17 protein-coding genes are annotated in these 15598 nt (G+C 62.9%); 7 read left to right on the top strand and 10 right to left on the bottom strand.

The features are described 5' to 3' along the window. Nucleotides 1-2 precede the first annotated feature (2 nt). Genes V6B08_RS04400 through V6B08_RS04385 form a run of 4 tightly spaced genes read right to left on the bottom strand, consistent with a single transcriptional unit; the run spans nucleotide 3 to nucleotide 2413 of the window. Complete coding sequence (locus V6B08_RS04400; protein ID WP_341978498.1) at nucleotides 3-431, bottom strand: DoxX family protein; 429 nt, start codon at nucleotides 429-431, stop codon at nucleotides 3-5. Between the two features lie 15 nt (nucleotides 432-446). Next, the gene (locus V6B08_RS04395; RefSeq protein ID WP_341978496.1) at nucleotides 447-1190 is read right to left on the bottom strand and encodes an HvfC/BufC family peptide modification chaperone; all 744 of its coding nucleotides are present in this window, start codon (nucleotides 1188-1190) and stop codon (nucleotides 447-449) included. 1 nt (nucleotide 1191) lies between these two features. After that, on the bottom strand, nucleotides 1192-2100 hold the full coding sequence (gene bufB / locus V6B08_RS04390; RefSeq protein WP_341978493.1) for an MNIO family bufferin maturase: 909 nt from the start codon (nucleotides 2098-2100) through the stop codon (nucleotides 1192-1194). A gap of 7 nt (nucleotides 2101-2107) precedes the next feature. Beyond that, nucleotides 2108-2413, bottom strand: coding sequence for a BufA1 family periplasmic bufferin-type metallophore (locus tag V6B08_RS04385; protein WP_341978492.1), 306 nt, complete (start codon nucleotides 2411-2413; stop codon nucleotides 2108-2110). 198 nt (nucleotides 2414-2611) lie between these two features. Between V6B08_RS04385 and V6B08_RS04380 the strand changes: the two genes are divergently transcribed. From V6B08_RS04380 to V6B08_RS04365, 4 genes are all read left to right on the top strand, one after another. Continuing rightward, complete coding sequence (locus V6B08_RS04380; protein WP_341978490.1) at nucleotides 2612-3157, top strand: sigma-70 family RNA polymerase sigma factor; 546 nt, start codon at nucleotides 2612-2614, stop codon at nucleotides 3155-3157. Nucleotides 3158-3167: 10 nt separating this feature from the next. Beyond that, a complete protein-coding gene (locus tag V6B08_RS04375) occupies nucleotides 3168-3800 on the top strand; it encodes an NrsF family protein (RefSeq protein WP_341978489.1) in 633 nt (210 codons plus the stop codon). A gap of 75 nt (nucleotides 3801-3875) precedes the next feature. Then, the gene (locus V6B08_RS04370; RefSeq protein ID WP_341978487.1) at nucleotides 3876-4775 is read left to right on the top strand and encodes an MBL fold metallo-hydrolase; all 900 of its coding nucleotides are present in this window, start codon (nucleotides 3876-3878) and stop codon (nucleotides 4773-4775) included. Nucleotides 4776-4908: 133 nt separating this feature from the next. Then, nucleotides 4909-5706, top strand: a complete 798-nt coding sequence (locus V6B08_RS04365) for a hypothetical protein (RefSeq protein ID WP_341978485.1) — start codon at nucleotides 4909-4911, stop codon at nucleotides 5704-5706. 51 nt (nucleotides 5707-5757) lie between these two features. Here the strand turns inward: V6B08_RS04365 and V6B08_RS04360 are convergent, their stop codons facing one another. The 4 genes from V6B08_RS04360 to V6B08_RS04345 form a co-directional block, all read right to left on the bottom strand. Next, nucleotides 5758-6159, bottom strand: coding sequence for a hypothetical protein (locus V6B08_RS04360; protein ID WP_341978484.1), 402 nt, complete (start codon nucleotides 6157-6159; stop codon nucleotides 5758-5760). A 10-nt stretch (nucleotides 6160-6169) separates the two neighbouring features. Further along, a complete protein-coding gene (locus V6B08_RS04355; protein ID WP_341978482.1) occupies nucleotides 6170-6802 on the bottom strand; it encodes a substrate-binding periplasmic protein in 633 nt (210 codons plus the stop codon). A 221-nt stretch (nucleotides 6803-7023) separates the two neighbouring features. After that, nucleotides 7024-8223 carry a BaiN/RdsA family NAD(P)/FAD-dependent oxidoreductase gene (locus tag V6B08_RS04350; RefSeq protein WP_341978480.1) on the bottom strand — a complete coding sequence of 400 codons (1200 nt, stop codon included), beginning with the start codon at nucleotides 8221-8223 and terminating at the stop codon, nucleotides 7024-7026. Between the two features lie 16 nt (nucleotides 8224-8239). Next, complete coding sequence (locus tag V6B08_RS04345; protein WP_341978478.1) at nucleotides 8240-9787, bottom strand: M81 family metallopeptidase; 1548 nt, start codon at nucleotides 9785-9787, stop codon at nucleotides 8240-8242. Between the two features lie 75 nt (nucleotides 9788-9862). Between V6B08_RS04345 and V6B08_RS04340 the strand changes: the two genes are divergently transcribed. Then, on the top strand, nucleotides 9863-11482 hold the full coding sequence (locus V6B08_RS04340) for an ABC transporter substrate-binding protein (protein WP_341978476.1): 1620 nt from the start codon (nucleotides 9863-9865) through the stop codon (nucleotides 11480-11482). A 42-nt stretch (nucleotides 11483-11524) separates the two neighbouring features. Continuing rightward, nucleotides 11525-12355: an alpha/beta hydrolase gene (locus V6B08_RS04335; protein WP_341978474.1), complete on the top strand. Its 831-nt coding sequence runs from the start codon at nucleotides 11525-11527 to the stop codon at nucleotides 12353-12355. Between the two features lie 112 nt (nucleotides 12356-12467). On the opposite strand, the gene V6B08_RS04330 is transcribed toward V6B08_RS04335, so the two are convergent. Together V6B08_RS04330 and V6B08_RS04325 are read right to left on the bottom strand one after the other, a co-directional pair. Beyond that, entirely contained in the window at nucleotides 12468-13637 is a 1170-nt protein-coding gene (locus V6B08_RS04330; RefSeq protein ID WP_341978472.1) for a 3-hydroxybenzoate 6-monooxygenase, read from the bottom strand. Nucleotides 13638-13724: 87 nt separating this feature from the next. Continuing rightward, complete coding sequence (locus V6B08_RS04325) at nucleotides 13725-14909, bottom strand: hypothetical protein (RefSeq protein ID WP_341978471.1); 1185 nt, start codon at nucleotides 14907-14909, stop codon at nucleotides 13725-13727. Between the two features lie 125 nt (nucleotides 14910-15034). On the opposite strand from V6B08_RS04325, the gene V6B08_RS04320 reads away from it, so the two are divergent. Next, the gene (locus V6B08_RS04320; RefSeq protein ID WP_341978469.1) at nucleotides 15035-15583 is read left to right on the top strand and encodes a DUF6622 family protein; all 549 of its coding nucleotides are present in this window, start codon (nucleotides 15035-15037) and stop codon (nucleotides 15581-15583) included. Nucleotides 15584-15598: the final 15 nt, after the last annotated feature.

The raw sequence follows: 15598 nt of genomic DNA, 5'->3' as shown, positions 1-15598 counted from the left end.
CTTCAGCCCAGCCGGCCGCCGAGCAGCCGATCCACTGACACCACGCCCGCGCCCTGCCTGATCAGGTAGAGCAAAGCCACGGCCCAGGTGGCATGGGTATCGAAGGCATTGGGATAGACGAAGACCTGGATCACCAGGGTCATGCCGAGCAGGCCCAAAGCGGCAAAGCGCGTCGCCAGGCCGAGCAGCAAAAGCGGCGGCAGCGATAATTCAGCCGCCATCGCCAAGGGTGCTGCGATCTCCGGCGGCAGCAACGGCAGGCGGTATTCCTCGCGGAACAGCGCCAGCGTGGTGCCATCGGCCCAGCCATCCCATTTCAGCAGGCCGGAACGCAGGAACACGGCGCCGATGCCAATGCGCGCCAGCAGCGCGATCAGGTCATGCGGGATGCGCTGGAACAGCGCCAGCAGCGGCGCGAGGGCAATCGTCATGGTTTCCTCTTTGGTTCAGGCAACTGAAACGCCGGCTATGGCGCCGGCATCGAACAGCAGGGCCAGCAGGCGCGGCAGATCCGCTTGCGTGCCGGCCGCTTCTGCGGCCTCGGCAAAATCCGCGCCATCCAGCAAGGCGGCAACCAAAGCCGCACCGCTCCCAGGCAAAGGCGTGACCAGCACTTCAAGATGCGGCCGCGTGATCAGTGCGGCTTCGCCGGGCAGGGCATCGCTCAACGGGCGTACTTCCGCGTCATGGGCATTGGTGTGCCACAGCGACACGATGGGATAAGCCGAGGCCACCAGGCGCAGGGCCGGATGCAGCAGCAGCCGCGCGGCTGGCAGCTGGTCTTGCGGGAGTAACGCGAGAGCATCAATCTGCACCACCGGCGCATCGGCGGCGTGATAGGCCTCGCTGCGCGCCCATTCCAGCCGCGCCATATCGGCGAGATACGGCAGCGTGGCGGCGGGAGCGAAACCCTCCAGGAAATCGCCAAGCCCGGCGCCATAGCGCGCCAGCACCGGACCGCTGGGCGGTGCCGCACGCAGAAAGCTGAGCATCAGCGCGCGGCAGAATTCATCCCCGACCAGACGGCGGATCACCGGGAAACGCGCTTCCAAAGCCGCTGCCAGGCTGGCCTGCACGTTGTTGCGGTAGATCGTGAAGCGGCGACCGGCAACGCCCGCTGGCGCTGCCGCATCGGGATCGAGCAGGGCAGCAGCGAAGGACGCCTGCAGGGCATGAAGCGCGGCGTTCATCTCAGCTTGCCTCGGCGAAGGCCTGGCCATGCTGCACCAGCATTGCGCCGGCGCGGCGTGCTTCCGCCTGCAGCCGCGACCAGGCAGGAATATCGCCATCCCATTCGATCAACACCGGCGTCGTGCAGCCGCGCCGCAACAGCCGGTCATAGAGCGACCAGACCGCATCGCCGACCGGGCGGTCATGGCTGTCGATCAGCACGCTATCGCCACCATCCTCCAGCACGGCATGGCCGGCGAGATGCACTTCGCCGACCAGCGAGATCGGAAAGCGGTCGATATAGCTTTCCGCGCTGAAGCCATGATTGGCAGCCGAGACACAAACATTGTTGACATCGAGCAGCAGGCCACAGCCGCTGCGCAGCGAAAGCTGTGCCAGGAAATCGATTTCCGGCATCGTCGACGCGGCGAAGCCGAGATAGGTAGCCGGGTTCTCGATCAGCATGCGGCGGCCCAAAGCCTGCTGCGCCTGATCGACATGATCGGCAACCAGCGCCAGGGTTTGCTTGGTGTATGGCAGCGGTAGCAGATCATTCAGATACGCGCCGCCATGGCTGGACCAGGCGAGATGCTCGGAGAATTGCGCCGGCTGATAGCGATCCACCAGGCGGCGCAGCTCGCCGAGATGCGCTTTATCCAGCGGGCCGGCACCGCCGATCGACAGCCCGACGCCGTGAAAGGACAGCGGATAGCGATCGCGGATGCGTTCGAGGAAGTAATGCGGTGGACCGCCCGCGCCGAGATAATTCTCAGGATGCAGCTCGAACCAGCCGACGCCGCAATCCGGCGCCAGCGGCTCTGCCAGAATTGCCGCGTAATGTTCGGGCTTGAGCCCGACACCAGCGCGGCAAGGCAGGGCGCAGCGCGGCCGGATGAACGGCAGCCGGTCGCGCGAGCGGTCCACCAGCATGGCGGGCTTAGCCCTTCACCGGCTCGAGTGAGCCCATGCGCTTGCTGCCATCTTTCAGCTGCACCTGCATGCTGGCGCAGGTGCCCTTGGCGACATACTTCCAGGCCGCCTTCTCATAATCCATCTTGGCGGTGCCGGCGCAGGAATTGTTGCCAGTGGAGGCGCAGTCATTCTTGCCGGCCATCGAGATGCCGTAGCAGCGCTCCTTGTCGCCCGAGGTCTGGGCCTGGGCGGGGGAGGACAGCAGCGCGGCGGTGCTGACGGCGGTGGCGAGCGTGGCGGCGATGGCGAAGCCGAGGGTGCGGTGGGACATGGTGGGGTCTCTCTCCTGATGGGCAAGTCTAGCTTGGCCTGATGCGCAAGCCGGGCTTGGCTTGCTAAGGAGGTATTCGCGGCCCGATGCACCGGCGTTACAGGCTCACGCTTTCGTGTTGCATAATGTGGTCTGGTTTTTTTAGGCGGCGGGGCTGTAACGTTTGGCCCTGGCGCTGCGAAACAGGAATAGGACCGCGTGGCGGAACGGGAGACAGAACTGGACGACCTGCTGCGCGCGGCCAATGGCGGCGACGAAGCCGCATACCGCCTGTTCCTGCAGGCGGCGGCGGTGAAGCTGCGCCCGATGGTGCGGCGCGGCCTGGCGCGTGCCGGACGGCCCGATGCGGAATGCGAGGATATCGTGCAGGAGACGCTGCTGGCTTTGCATCTCAAACGCCATACCTGGGACCAGGCGCAACCTTTGCGGCCCTGGCTCGGCGCCATCGCGCATCACAAGCTGGTGGATGCCTTGCGCCGTGGCGGCTTCCGCCAGCATCTGCCGCTGGATGAGATCGAGGAACTGGCGGCGCCCGGCGACGCGGCAGCCGAGGCTGATCATGCCATCGACGCCGATACGCTGCTGCAAAGCCTGCCCGAAAGGCAGCGCGCCATCGTTGCCGGCATGGCAATGGAAGGCCGCAGCGCCAATGACCTGGGCCGCCAGCTTGGCATGAGCGATGGTGCCGTGCGCGTGACCCTGCACCGCGCGCTGCGCCACCTTGCCAGCCTGGCGCGGCGATAAGGAGAAGGTGATGAAAACCGACGATCTGATCAATGCGCTGGCCGCCGATGCCGCCACCAAGCCGCCGAAGGCCTGGCTGCGGCTGTGGCTGCTGCCGGCCTTAGGCATTGTCGTGGCGCTGGCGGCGATGCTGATCGAGCTTGGTGTGCGCGGCGATATCGCGGCTGCCGCCGGCACATGGCGCTTCCTGCTGAAACTGGCGGTGGCGGCGATGCTGGCTTTGCTGGCTTTGCGCCAGGCCATCAGCCTCTACCGGCCCCAGGCGGCGCCGCGCCTGGCGCCGCTGCTGGCCGTGCTGGCATTGCTCGGGCTGGCCGTGCTGGCGGAATTGCTGCTGCTGCCGCGCGAGGCCTGGCTGCCGCGCCTAGTGGGGCGCAATGCCGCCGTGTGCATGGTGGCGATCCCGCTGCTCTCGCTGGCGCCGCTGGCCGCCCTGCTCTATGCCCTGCGCGCCGGCGCCCCGCGCCATGCCGCCCAGGCCGGCGCGCTGGCCGGGCTGGCCTCAGCCGGCATCGCCGCCAGCTTCTATGCCCTGCATTGCCCGGATGATTCGCCGCTTTTCGTGCTCACCTGGTATGGCCTGAGCGGCGTTATCGTCACCGGCCTCGGTGCCCTGCTGGGACACAGGCTGCTGCGCTGGTAATCACGGAAAGGTTTATTGCCGCTATCGCGATAGCGCCCCTAGAGTTCGCGTAACGACAACCTGGGGGAAACAGCAATGATCCGTGTCATGATCGCTGCGCTGCTTGGCGCGGCAGCCTTGTTCAGCAGCAACGCGCAGGCCCAGCCGGCCCAACAGCAGCCAGCTCGGCCCGCGATCCAGACCACCAAGGTGGATGGCACCGACAATGTCTATGTGTTCCGCAATGGCGGCCATCAGGCGATGTTCGTGGTGACTTCGGATGGCGTGATCGCCACCGATCCGGTGGCCTATGGCAAGCCGTTCGGCGGTCAGCAATATCTCGATGAGATCCGCAAGGTCACCGACAAGCCGGTGAAATACGTGATCTACAGCCATCACCATTACGACCACATTGCCGGCGGCAAGGCCTTCAAGGAAGCCGGCGCGATCTTCGTGGCGCATCACAAGGCCAAGACCCGGCTGGCCAAGCTGCGCGATCCGCATACCGTGCTGCCCGATGAGGTGGTGAGCGACAAGGGCCGCACCATCACGCTCGGCGGCACTGTGCTGGAACTGAGCTATCACGGCCTCAATCATTCCGACTCGACCCTGGTGATGCGGCTACCGAAGGAACGGATTGTCTTTATCGTCGATACCATCCCGGTGGGCAGCGTGCCGGGGCGCGGCATGATCGACTTCCATCCACTGGAAACCGAAGCCTTTATGAAAAAGGTGCTGAAAATGGACTGGGACCGCCTGATCCCCGGCCATCCCGGCCCGAATGACCGGCTCGGCACCAAGGATGATGTGCGCGCCCAGCTCAAATTCCTCGAAGACGCGTCGGCGGCCATGAAGATCCTGGCGCAGGACGGCAAATGCTGGGATACGGCGGAGCGCGACTTCAAGCTGCCGCAATACGAAAGCTGGCCCGGCTATGCCAGCAACCTGCCCTTCGTGGCGCGGCGCTATTGCGGCCTGTGGGGCAGAGGCACATAACGAGAAGCAGCTTGGTTTTATTGTATAGCCTTCTTGGAACAAGACTTGGTGGATTTATATTTCTGGTTGAGCAATTTTTAATTATGCATAATATTAATCGAATGCAGAAATAGGGGTTAAATTTGGGGGTTCAATGACTGCATTAGCAGAAGCATATATTCATCTCAGACATTACCAGTACACGACATCATATTTAAACGAAATCCAAGAACGTGCTGAACGCATTGCCCGACCAATAATTGCTGGCCTCTATACTGAGCCAGTTGATCTAGAGATTCGAATTGAAGAAGGGTCATTAAAAATATGGCTGACCGTATTCGGTGTGCTAGGGGCAGCTTATCACGGTATAGCTGTTTATTCTGAATTTAAAAAAAGCATTACCGAGCTTGTTAAAGATGCCAGAGAGTTTAGTGATTCCATACTTGATGATTTTTTACCGGAAATAAATGCAACGCCCCCACAAATTTATAGAACAGAGAGACGGCTAAAAACACCGGGGAAAATTCATCGCATTATCAATCGGGTAGAAAAATTAAAAGACCGCATGGGGGGTATGAACTCGCAGGATGTCGAGATCGAATTAAATAAAATCCTGGGCGAGTTATATAAAATCCAAAAAGATCTAAGTGAGGAAGAGATCAAATTTTTGCTGTCCTCCATAGAGATTAAAACGATTGAACTTCCCAAAACACCCAAGCAACTGAAAGAAAGGGTCGCCGCACTGAGACAAAAACATCCAGAAGATTTTGATTTGCTTGAAGTACCGCTAAACTTTGTACAAGCTCGCTCATTTGAAGCATTACCTGTGTCAGCAGAAAATCAAAATGACATTCAACCAAAATTGCAGATGATAAAAAGAGTTCACATAACACCCAGTAAGGAGCACATGGAGAGTTTTAGAAAAAAACGCCCATTATTAATTGATGAATAGACCAGACAGGGCATGCATAAAAATCTATCTGTCGGCACTTATAAAGAAGCACTAAGCCCGCAGCGACAGCCCACCAGGCGGCGGCAGCGGCGGCCATAGCCGCATCGCCACCGTGGCATCGAAACGCAGGCCATGCCAGGCGACGCGGCGGTTGCCGGCGACGGCATGGCGGGCCTGGGACGGCGCCACCGGTTCGATGCGCTGCCAGTCGGCGGGCGCAATCGGCACCAGGGCGGCAGCCGTGGTTTCCTGGCCTTGCGTGGTGATGCGGCCGGCGCGCAGGGCTTCGAGCAGGGCGGCGCGGTGATTCTCCTCGATGATGCGGCTGCCATCGGGAAACATCATCGCTTCGGCCAGGCCGATATGGCCTTCCGCCTGGAAGGCCGCTACCTTCGCCCTGTCGCGCCAGCGGATCCAGGCCCAGGTCTGGGTGAGATTCCACTGCTCAGTCACCGTGGCCCCGTCACTGATTGCACTCTTTTATCATGCCGCGCCGGCGCAGCAGCGCGGTGAGCTTTTCGGCACGGGCGGCGCCATCATGGGCGCGGGCGAAGGCGAAGCTCAGCGGCGCCACGGTGATATGCGGTTCCAGCGGCAGCACCAGCCGGGCCAGTTCCGGCTGCAACGCCAGCAGCACATCGGCCTCCGAGCGTGAGATCAGCGCCGCATCGAAGCGACCACGGGCCAGCACCTCGAGCAATTGCGACATGTTCGACAGCGACACCGGCGTGATCAGCCGCGCATCGATCCAGCTCTGGAACATCGGGCCGTAATTCAGCCCCTGGCCGACGCCGATGGTCTTGCCGGCGATGGTCTGGCGCCAGTCGAATTCCTCGCCCCGGCGCACGAACAGGTCGCGGTATTCGCAAAACACCGGCGGCGTGAAGGCGAGATAGGCCTCGCGCTCGGGCAGCCGCGAGGCCAGCAGCAGGCCTTCGACGCCGCCGCTGCGCGCTTCCTGCAGGGCGCGGGCAAACGGCATATCGCGCAGCACCAGGCGCAGGCCGATTTCGGGGAACAGGTCGGCTGCCAGACTGACCGCCAGGCCGGTCGGTCCGGCCTCGCCATAGACCAGATAGGGCGGAAAGGCCCCCATGCCCAAGACGACCGATTCAAGCTTGTTCGGCTCTGGCGATTCAAGCTGGTTTGCCTCTGGCGGGCGGGACTCTGCCGGACGGGTTTGGGCCGGCAACGCGGACGCAGCCAGCAGGGCCGCAAGCATCGCGCACAAAAACCCCAAGCCCTTCGCCATTTCCACTCCGCCGCACCCAGTATCCGCACGCTACGCGCGCAACCCAGCGGGTGCAAGCCGAGATATTACGCGGCCTTGTGCAGCGCCTTGCCCGCTGCCTGCGCCGAGGCCCAGGCCCATTGGAAATTGAAGCCGCCGAGATGGCCGGTGACATCCACCACCTCGCCGATGAAATAGAGCCCCGGCACCGCTTTGGCCGCCAGGGTCTGTGACGACAAGTCATCGGTATCGACCCCGCCGAGCGTCACTTCCGCCGTGCGATAACCTTCGCTGCCCGCGGGCACCAGCCGCCAGTTACGCACCAGATCGGCGGTAGCACGCAAACGGCTGTCGTTCAAATCCGCCAGCCGTCGCATGGCATCCTCGCCCGCCAGCAGCTGTGCCAGCCGCTTCGGCAGCCAAGCCCCGAGCGCGGTGGCGAATTCCTGGCGCGGATTGGCAATGCGGGCCGCCTTGAGGGCGGCGAATACATCCGTATCGGGCACCAGGTTCAGCGCGATGGCCTCGCCCTCGCGCCAGTAGGATGAAATCTGCAGGATCGCCGGGCCGCTCAAGCCGCGATGGGTGAACAGCAACGCCTCGCGGAATTTTGCCTTGCCGCCCGCCTTCGACTCAACGCTGGCCTCCACTTGCGGCACGGAAAGACCAGCCAGCGGCGCGAGATCCTTGAGCAGGTCGGGGGCAAAGGTGAGTGGCACCAGGCCGGGCCGCGTCGGGATGATATTCAGCCCGAATTGCCGCGCCAGGCGATGACCGAAATCCGTGGCGCCGATTTTCGGGATCGACAAGCCGCCGGTGGCGACGACGAGCTGTGCCGCCTGATAACGGCCGGCCTGAGTATCGACGCGGAAACCGGAGTCATCATGGACGACGCCAGTAATGCTTTCGCCGAAGCGCAACGCTACGCCACCCTTGGCACATTCATCCAGCAACATCTGCACGATCTGCCGCGCCGAGCCATCGCAGAATAATTGCCCCAGCGTCTTTTCATGCCAGGCGATACCATGGGCATCGACCAGGGCAATGAAGTCACGCGGTGTATAGCGGCTCAAGGCCGAGATGCAGAAGCGCGGGTTCCGTGAGAGGAAATTGGCTGGCGCGGCATGCAGGTTGGTGAAGTTGCAGCGGCCACCGCCGGAGATGCGGATTTTCTCGCCCGGCGTCTCGGCATGATCCAGCACCAGCACACTGAGGCCGCGCTGACCGGCCACCGCCGCGCACATCAGCCCGGCGCCGCCGGCGCCGAGAATGATGGCGTCATACATCAGGCAATATCGAACATTAAGCGGGTGCCCATTCCATCTCCGGATCGAGCGGGAAGATCGGACGCGGCACTTCGCGCCACGGCACCCGCTGCAGCATCGGCGTGGTCAGGCCCGGCGCATCGGCCTCGATGATCTGCGCGTCGCTGAAGATATCGTCGAAGCCGGCACGGAAATGGCCGCGCGATTTCACGATCAAACTGCGCAATTTGCGCAAATCAATGCCGAGGCTTTCGAAGAACATCGGATCCAGCGCCTGGTGACGGTAGGTGGTGACGACCACGGTGATGCCGCCGACCTGGATCGCCGCCGCCTTGCCCATATCCATCTGCCGCCCGGCGGCCATGCCACGGCGGCCGACGAACAGACCATCGGAGAGTTTCACCACCCGGCCGGGCAGGGTGATGGTGCCGGAAAAATCCGTGGAAGGCTTGCGATTGAAGGTGGCCGGGAATTGCACGCCTTCCCCTAAACGGTGTGCTTCAGCCGCCAGTTCGGGATCAAAGAATGGCCCGAGCGCGCAGCCCTCGACGCCGGCCTTGTGGAAGGCTTCGAGCAGATAGGGCGTATTGCCGCCGCCGCCGCCACCCGGATTATCGGCGACATCCGCGAACAGCAAAGCCGGCTTGGCCGGATCGCGCGAGGCGGCCACGGCCATGGCGGCGCAATCCTCGATGCTGGTGAGCCTGGCGACGAAATTATGCCGCGTCGCCCAGGCCTGCGCTGCCACTTCGCGCGCCACCTGGTCGGCGCGGTCCTGCGTGTTCGCCGTGACGATCACCGACATGCCGTTCTTCGGCGTATCGCCGAGCGAGAAGCCGGAATTGATCGATACGTCCCAGACCTCGCCACCAACATATTGCTGTCCGAAGGCGATCAGGTCGGCATAGGGGCCGGCCTTGGTGTTCTGCGACGTGGAAGGCGGAATGAAGGGCAGTTTCTGGAAGCCGCGTGCTGGACGCTCGCCGGCCAGCAGCCGTTGCAGATGCCGGGCGCAATCGGCGCCGCGATCCGCCATGTCGGTATGCGGATTGCAGCGATAGCTCACCATCACCTGGGTCAGGTCAACCATCGTCTGGTTGACATTGGCATGCAGGTCGAGCGTGCAGAGCAGCGGCACATCCGGGCCGATCACCGCCCGCACGGCGCGGAACAGCGTGCCGTCCGGATCAATATCGCCCGTGGCGATTGCCGCGCCATGCTGCGACAGGAACACAGCATCCAGTGGCCCGCCCTCGCGGATATGGCGCTCGAGTTCTTCCACCATGCGCCGCACCACCCACTCAAAGAACGGCTGGTCCACCGGACCCGAGGCACCGACGGCGGCCATGATCAGCGGTAGCTTCTGCCAAGGACCAAAACCATCCATGGCATGGGTGAAGCCGGTAACGGTGGGCGGCACTGCCGGCGCCGGCTTGGCGATATCGGCCAGCAATTCGCCGGCCTCGAGCAGCACTGCATCGCGGAATTCGGCCTCGGTGGCGACCGGCGAATGATTGTTGCTTTCGAGCATGAAGCCGCCGAAGGCGATGCGCGGCAGTTTCGAGACGCTGGGCTGTTTGGTCATGGTTTTGCGGCGTTACCGTTTGACAGCAAGGGGGAAGATCGTTCTCATACTAATGAATGCAACACGGAGGGGGCAATGCATCACATCAACCGGCGTGAACTGATTCTGGGCGGCACCGCCATCGGTCTGGTCGGCCCCGGTCTGGCGGTACATGCCCTGGCCCAGGCGCCGAGTCAGGCCACCGTGGTGCCCGGTACCCTGACGCTCGGCACCAAGCTGGAGCTGAATACCCTCGATCCGCATTTCTTCAACGGCTTCCCGCAAGGCTCCAGCCACAGCCTGATTTTCGATGCGCTGATGACCCTGGATAACAGCCTGCGCGTCCAGCCGGGCCTGGCCACCGGCTACAAGCTGGTGAGCGAGCTGGTGTGGGAATTCACCCTGCGCCGCGACGTGAAGTACCACAATGGTGCTGCCTTCACCGCCGCCGATGTGGTGGCGACCTATAACCGCGTGCCGAATGTGCCGAACAGCCCGAACCTGTTCAGCCAGTTCACCAAGTCGATCGACCGCATGGAGGTGGTGAACGATCACGTGATCCGCTTCCACACCAAGGAACCGAATCCGACCCTGCCGGCCGATCTCTCGCGCGTGTTCATCATTCCCGCCGCCCTGGCCAATGCCACCACGGCGGATTTCAACACCGGCAGCGCCTTCTGCATCGGCACCGGCCCCTACAAGGTGGTGGAATGGGTGAACGGCGACCGCCTGGTGCTGGAAGCCAACCCGAATTACTGGGGCGGCAAGCCGGCCTGGGGCAAGGTGGTGGAGAAGGTGATCAAGAGCGATCCGACCCGCATCGCCAATCTGCTTTCCGGCCAGGTGGATGCCATCGACGAAGTGCCGCCGGGTGACATCCCGCGTTTCCGCGAGGATGCCCGCTATGCCCTCTACAGCGGCCCGAGTTCGGTGGTGCATTACATCGCGCTCGATTCCGACCGCGATGACAGCCCGTTCATCGGCCCGAAGGACGGCCAGCCGCCGCTGAAAGGCAATCCGCTGAAGGACAAGCGGGTGCGCCGCGCGCTCTCATTGGCGATCAATCGCGAATTGATGGCCAGCCGCCTGATGGATGGCTCGGTATCGCCGGCCTCGCAATTCATGCCTTCCACCTTCGAGGGCACCAGCCAGAAGCTGAAACCGCATGCCTTCGATCCGGACCAGGCCAAGAAGCTGCTGGCCGAAGCCGGCTACGGGGAAGGCTTCAAGATCACCCTGCACGCCACCAACGACCGCTATCCGAAGGATCGCGATATCGCCCAGGCCATCGGCCAGACCTGGACCCGCCTCGGCCTGCAGGTGGCGATCGAGGCGGTGCCGGGCACGGTATTCTTCGGCCAGGCCAGCACGCAGAAATATTCCGCCTTCATCGCGCAATACGGCACTGAGGAAGCGCTGATCGGCCCGCGTGCGCTGATTCACACTGTCGATCCGGCGCGCGGCATGGGCACCGCCAACCGTACCAAGCATTCCAATCCGGCGATTGATGCTGTAATCCAGAAGGCGGCGGTGGAAATGGATCCGGCGAAGCGCACCGCGCTGACCCAGCAGGCACTCGAACTCACCATTGAGGAACAGGCCTTCATTCCGGTGTTCCACCCGAACTGGCAATTCGCCGCGCGCAAGGATTTGGTGGTGGAAAGCAGCCCGCTGCGCCGCTTCAATGCGCTGATGCTGTCGCAAAAGAAAGCCTAAGTCTAAAAACCTGAGTCGCAAAAAAAGTAAGAGGAACGTCTGATGTTGTGTCGTTTAGTGCTGTGTCGCCTGGCTCCCTGTCTGGTCCTGGGTCTGGCGCTGTTGTTCGCTGCCGCCCCGTCTTTTGCCGCCGAAACCATCGGCGTGCTGCTGCTGCATGGCAAGAATCCGGGCAGCCCGCAGAATCCCGGGTTGCAATCTATCCGCACCAAGCTGGAAGCCGATGGCATGCGCGTGCGCGTGCCGGACATGCCGTGGTCGGCCAACCGCTATATCGATGGCGACTGGGCCAAGGCGATGGGCGAGATCAAGAGCAACATCGACGCCCTGCGCTCGGCGGGCGCGACAAAAATCGTGGTACTGGGCCATTCGATTGGCTGTGCTGGTGCGCTGAGCTTTGCCGCGACACGCGGCGGCGTCGATGCCCTGGTGCTGATGGCACCGGGCCATGTGCCCTACTATTACTACAACGCGCAACAGCAAGGGCCGAATGGCGCCGTGCGCGCCAGCATTGATGAAGCCCGCGCCCTGGTCGCGGCCGGCCAGGGCGATACCAAGCGCGACTTCAAGGACAACAACCAGGGCAAGGCGCTTTCCGTGCGCCTCACCGCCGCGCAGTATTTGAGCTATTTCGATCCCGATGGCGAAGCCGAGATGGGCGAGATGGCGAAGAAAGTGCCGGCCGGCACCCCGAGCCTGCTGATCATCGGCGATGATGATCCGCTGACCACGGTGGCCAAGAGCTACATCTTCGACCGCCTGCCGCCTAGCCCGAAGAGCGTCTATCAGACGATCAAGGGCACCCATGTCAGCGTGCTGCAATCCTCCCGCGAGGAAATCGCCGCCTGGATCAAACAGGCCTTGGCGAATTAGGCTTCTTGCTTTTCGTCATTCTCGCGAAAGCGAGAATCCCATTTTAAATGGCAATGGGACCCTCGCATTCGCGAGGGTGACAAGAAGTGCGTGAGGCGCCAGCCTCACGTCCTTAAACCGCGCCGAAACCGTAGAGCCAGTCGAGGCTGGTGTAGAAATCGGCAGGCGACTTGGCGCCGAGCCAGGCATTGCGCGCCAGCCGCCGCGCGCCATCGGGATGATAGACATATTCACCCATGGCCCGCGAAGCGAGCTGCAACCGCGTGGTACGCGGCAATCTTTCGCGGCGATAGGCTTCGAGGCCGACTGGAATGTCGTCGCCGGCTTCAGCCAGCGCGCGGCCCAAGGAAACCGCATCCTCCATGGCCATGCAGGCGCCTTGCGCCATGTATTGCAGCATCGGATGCGCCGCATCGCCAAGCAGCGCGGCATGGCCGTCGATCCAGGTTTCCTGCGGCTCGCGGTCGCATAGCACCCAGCGTTTCCAGCTTTCCGCCGCCTGAATAATGCGCTGCGGCCGCGCCGCGACATGGGCGAAACTGCTGCGCACCAGGTCGGTCGGCACCGGCTCGCCGGCGACGGCTTCCCTGGCATCGGTATGCACCGTGGCAACCAGGTTGAACACTTTCCAGCCCTGCAAAGGGTAATGCACGATATGGCATTTCGGCCCGGCCCAGAGCGTCGCGGCATTCCAGCGCAATTCTTCCGGCATCTGCTCGGTGGGGATCACCGAGCGATAGGTCGTGTGGCCTGAAACCACCGGCTCGCCATCGCCGACCAGCCGTGCCCGCACCAGGGAGCGCAGGCCATCGGCGCCGATCAGCGCGCGGGCCTGCAGCCTTTCGCCATGCTGCGTGATCGCCACGACACCGCTGCCGGTATTCTCGTAATCCACCACCCGGGTGGCGGTGCGCAGGGTAATGCCGGCATGCTGGCGGCAGCCCTCCAGCAGCACGCCATGCAGATCGGCGCGGTGGATCACGGCGTAAGGGTTACGGTAGCGGTCGCGGAATGGCTGGTCCAGGGGAATAGTGCAGACGCGCTCATCCGAGATCGCATCCATCAGCACCAGGCCATCGACATAGACCGCCTTGGCGCGCGCCGCCGGGCCGACGCCGAGATGATCGAGCGCATGGAAGGCATTCGGCCCGATCTGGATACCGGCGCCGATTTCACCGAGGCTGGATGCCTGTTCCAGCACCGTGACGTTGAAGCCGCGATTGGCCAGCGAGAGCGCCGCCGCCAGGCCGCCGATACCACCGCCCGCCACCAGGATCGTCATGTCTGCCTCCCCGCTGTCCTTGGTCTTTGTAGACAACGACGAGATGCCCGGGTCAAGCCCGGGCATGACGAGAGCATTTAGTGAGCATCAACCGGTAATAAACCCGCTGTCGTCGGCATCAGTATCGACCTCGCCGGCCGGACGTTCCGGCATGGCGAACACGGCACGCTGGGCGGCGATGATTTCGGAAAGATGCACGAACTGGAAGCGCCGCGTCTTGAGCCGTTCGATATAGGAATCGATGACGCTGAGTGCATGCTCGATCTTGGAGATATTCTCGCCGAGCTGCCAGAATTTCTCATTCGCGGTGATCAGGAATTCGACGAAATCGGCCGAGCCGGTCTGGTGCACGAACAGCTTGTCGAAGCTGTCGTTATACTGCTTGAGCAGCGAATGGATGATGCGCGTGGCATAGACCATGCCCTTGGCAACGCCATCGCGGTCGGCATCGAAATCCTTGCGCAGATCCTTCGGCACGTAATCCACCGGCTCGCTTTCGCTTGCCAGCCAAGTGACGAGGTCCATCAGCCGCTGCTTGATGCGGGCATATTCATATTCGAAATAGGAAATGCCCTTCCAGCCGTAGAATACCTCGAAGGTGCGGTCCTTCGGGATCGAGAAGGCGCGGGCAATATCCTGCAGCGCATCGAGATCGTCGAGGAACCACAGCTTGTGGGTCAGCTTCTCGACGCGACCATCGCGGTCCGGTGCATTGGGCGGGATCAGCGTCTGCACCATCTTGTCGAAACGCTGGTTGATGAAGGCGCGCACCGCCTCGTATTCCTGCGGCGTGATGGCGAAATAGGCATCGTCGGCCTGAATGCCCTTGCTTTGCAGCCGGTCCTTCACCAGGAAGGGGGCATAGGACGGGATCGAGCAGAAGGCATCGATGATCGCCTGGTCGCGGATGCGGCGCGGATCGTCATGGGTCTCGGAGAGCAGGCCGGCATCCTGCAGCGCGCGCCAGCCGCCGCGCATCTTCGGCATGTAGGAAACCGCGCCATCGCCGAGCTGATCCGGGTTATAGGGAATCACGATCTTGGTTTCGGTGTAATTGCCGAGCGAGAAATCGGAAACGCGCGTGGTGGTTTCCTTGACCACGAAACAGCGGTTCAACCGCGCATTGGCGAACAGCAATTGCGGCGGGCCGGCCTCGGCGCCGGGCTGCGGCTGCTGCGCGGTTTCCAGCCCACGCGTGAACAGCAGCGTGGCATAGACGCGCGACGTGCTGGAATTCAGCGTCGAGAGAAATTTTTCTTTCGCGTTATCCATTGGCGCGCAGTCTAGCCAAGGCTGCATACCCGGAAAAGCCGCTCGGCCTTATCTGCACACACCTGTCTGAATCCGTCGCAATTTATGCTTGCCCGGCATCTCGCCGGGAGATAAGCCTAATAGCGATGTTCGACAGCCTGCGCGCGATACTCAGCCATACCCCGCTCTGGGTCTTCGCCCTGTTCGCGGTGCTGGTCTTCCTCGGCATCCGCCGCATGCGGCCACGGCCGCTGAAACTGGGCCAGATGCTGCTCGGCCCGCTGATCCTGATCACCATCACCCTGCCCAGCGTGATCCAGCGTGCGCTGCATCCGCCGGCCGGTGCCGAGGATCTGACGGTATGGATGCCGGCGGTATGGGCACTGGCCTGCGCGGCGGGTGGCTTCATCGGCGGTCGGGTCGTGCATAAGCTGGGCGTCACCCGCATCCCCGGCAGCGACAAACTGATGCTGGAAGGCAGCCCCTGGCCGCTGGCGATCTATGTCTTCAGCTTTTCGGCCAAGTATTTCTTCGCCGTCAGCTTTGCGCGCGAGCCGGCCCTGCTGCGCGACCATGGCTACCTGCTGGCGGAGGCCGGGCTCGGCGGCCTGCTGGCTGGCCTGATGCTGGGCCGCACCCTGCTGCTGGTGCTGAAACTGCGCGCCGCCCGCAACGGCGGCGCGCCGCTCATCTAGCCTAGAGGCGCCAGC

The organism is Ferrovibrio sp. MS7 (genome assembly GCF_038404985.1).
GTDB lineage: Bacteria > Pseudomonadota > Alphaproteobacteria > Ferrovibrionales > Ferrovibrionaceae > Ferrovibrio > Ferrovibrio plantarum.
The sequence above is the reverse complement of the archived record's forward strand: the minus strand, read 5'-3'. Positions and strand labels throughout refer to the sequence as shown.

Excerpts from the sequence above, each read along its gene's own strand:
- V6B08_RS04400 (WP_341978498.1), bottom strand. The coding sequence starts at position 431 with ATGACGATTGCCCTCGCGCCGCTGCTGGCGCTGTTCCAGCGCATCCCG.
- V6B08_RS04395 (WP_341978496.1), bottom strand. The coding sequence starts at position 1,190 with ATGAACGCCGCGCTTCATGCCCTGCAGGCGTCCTTCGCTGCTGCCCTG.
- bufB (WP_341978493.1), bottom strand. The coding sequence starts at position 2,100 with ATGCTGGTGGACCGCTCGCGCGACCGGCTGCCGTTCATCCGGCCGCGC.
- V6B08_RS04385 (WP_341978492.1), bottom strand. The coding sequence starts at position 2,413 with ATGTCCCACCGCACCCTCGGCTTCGCCATCGCCGCCACGCTCGCCACC.
- V6B08_RS04375 (WP_341978489.1), top strand. The coding sequence starts at position 3,168 with ATGAAAACCGACGATCTGATCAATGCGCTGGCCGCCGATGCCGCCACC.
- V6B08_RS04370 (WP_341978487.1), top strand. The coding sequence starts at position 3,876 with ATGATCCGTGTCATGATCGCTGCGCTGCTTGGCGCGGCAGCCTTGTTC.
- V6B08_RS04365 (WP_341978485.1), top strand. The coding sequence starts at position 4,909 with ATGACTGCATTAGCAGAAGCATATATTCATCTCAGACATTACCAGTAC.
- V6B08_RS04355 (WP_341978482.1), bottom strand. The coding sequence starts at position 6,802 with ATGGGGGCCTTTCCGCCCTATCTGGTCTATGGCGAGGCCGGACCGACC.
- V6B08_RS04350 (WP_341978480.1), bottom strand. The coding sequence starts at position 8,223 with ATGTATGACGCCATCATTCTCGGCGCCGGCGGCGCCGGGCTGATGTGC.
- V6B08_RS04345 (WP_341978478.1), bottom strand. The coding sequence starts at position 9,787 with ATGACCAAACAGCCCAGCGTCTCGAAACTGCCGCGCATCGCCTTCGGC.
- V6B08_RS04340 (WP_341978476.1), top strand. The coding sequence starts at position 9,863 with ATGCATCACATCAACCGGCGTGAACTGATTCTGGGCGGCACCGCCATC.
- V6B08_RS04335 (WP_341978474.1), top strand. The coding sequence starts at position 11,525 with ATGTTGTGTCGTTTAGTGCTGTGTCGCCTGGCTCCCTGTCTGGTCCTG.
- V6B08_RS04330 (WP_341978472.1), bottom strand. The coding sequence starts at position 13,637 with ATGACGATCCTGGTGGCGGGCGGTGGTATCGGCGGCCTGGCGGCGGCG.
- V6B08_RS04325 (WP_341978471.1), bottom strand. The coding sequence starts at position 14,909 with ATGGATAACGCGAAAGAAAAATTTCTCTCGACGCTGAATTCCAGCACG.
- V6B08_RS04320 (WP_341978469.1), top strand. The coding sequence starts at position 15,035 with ATGTTCGACAGCCTGCGCGCGATACTCAGCCATACCCCGCTCTGGGTC.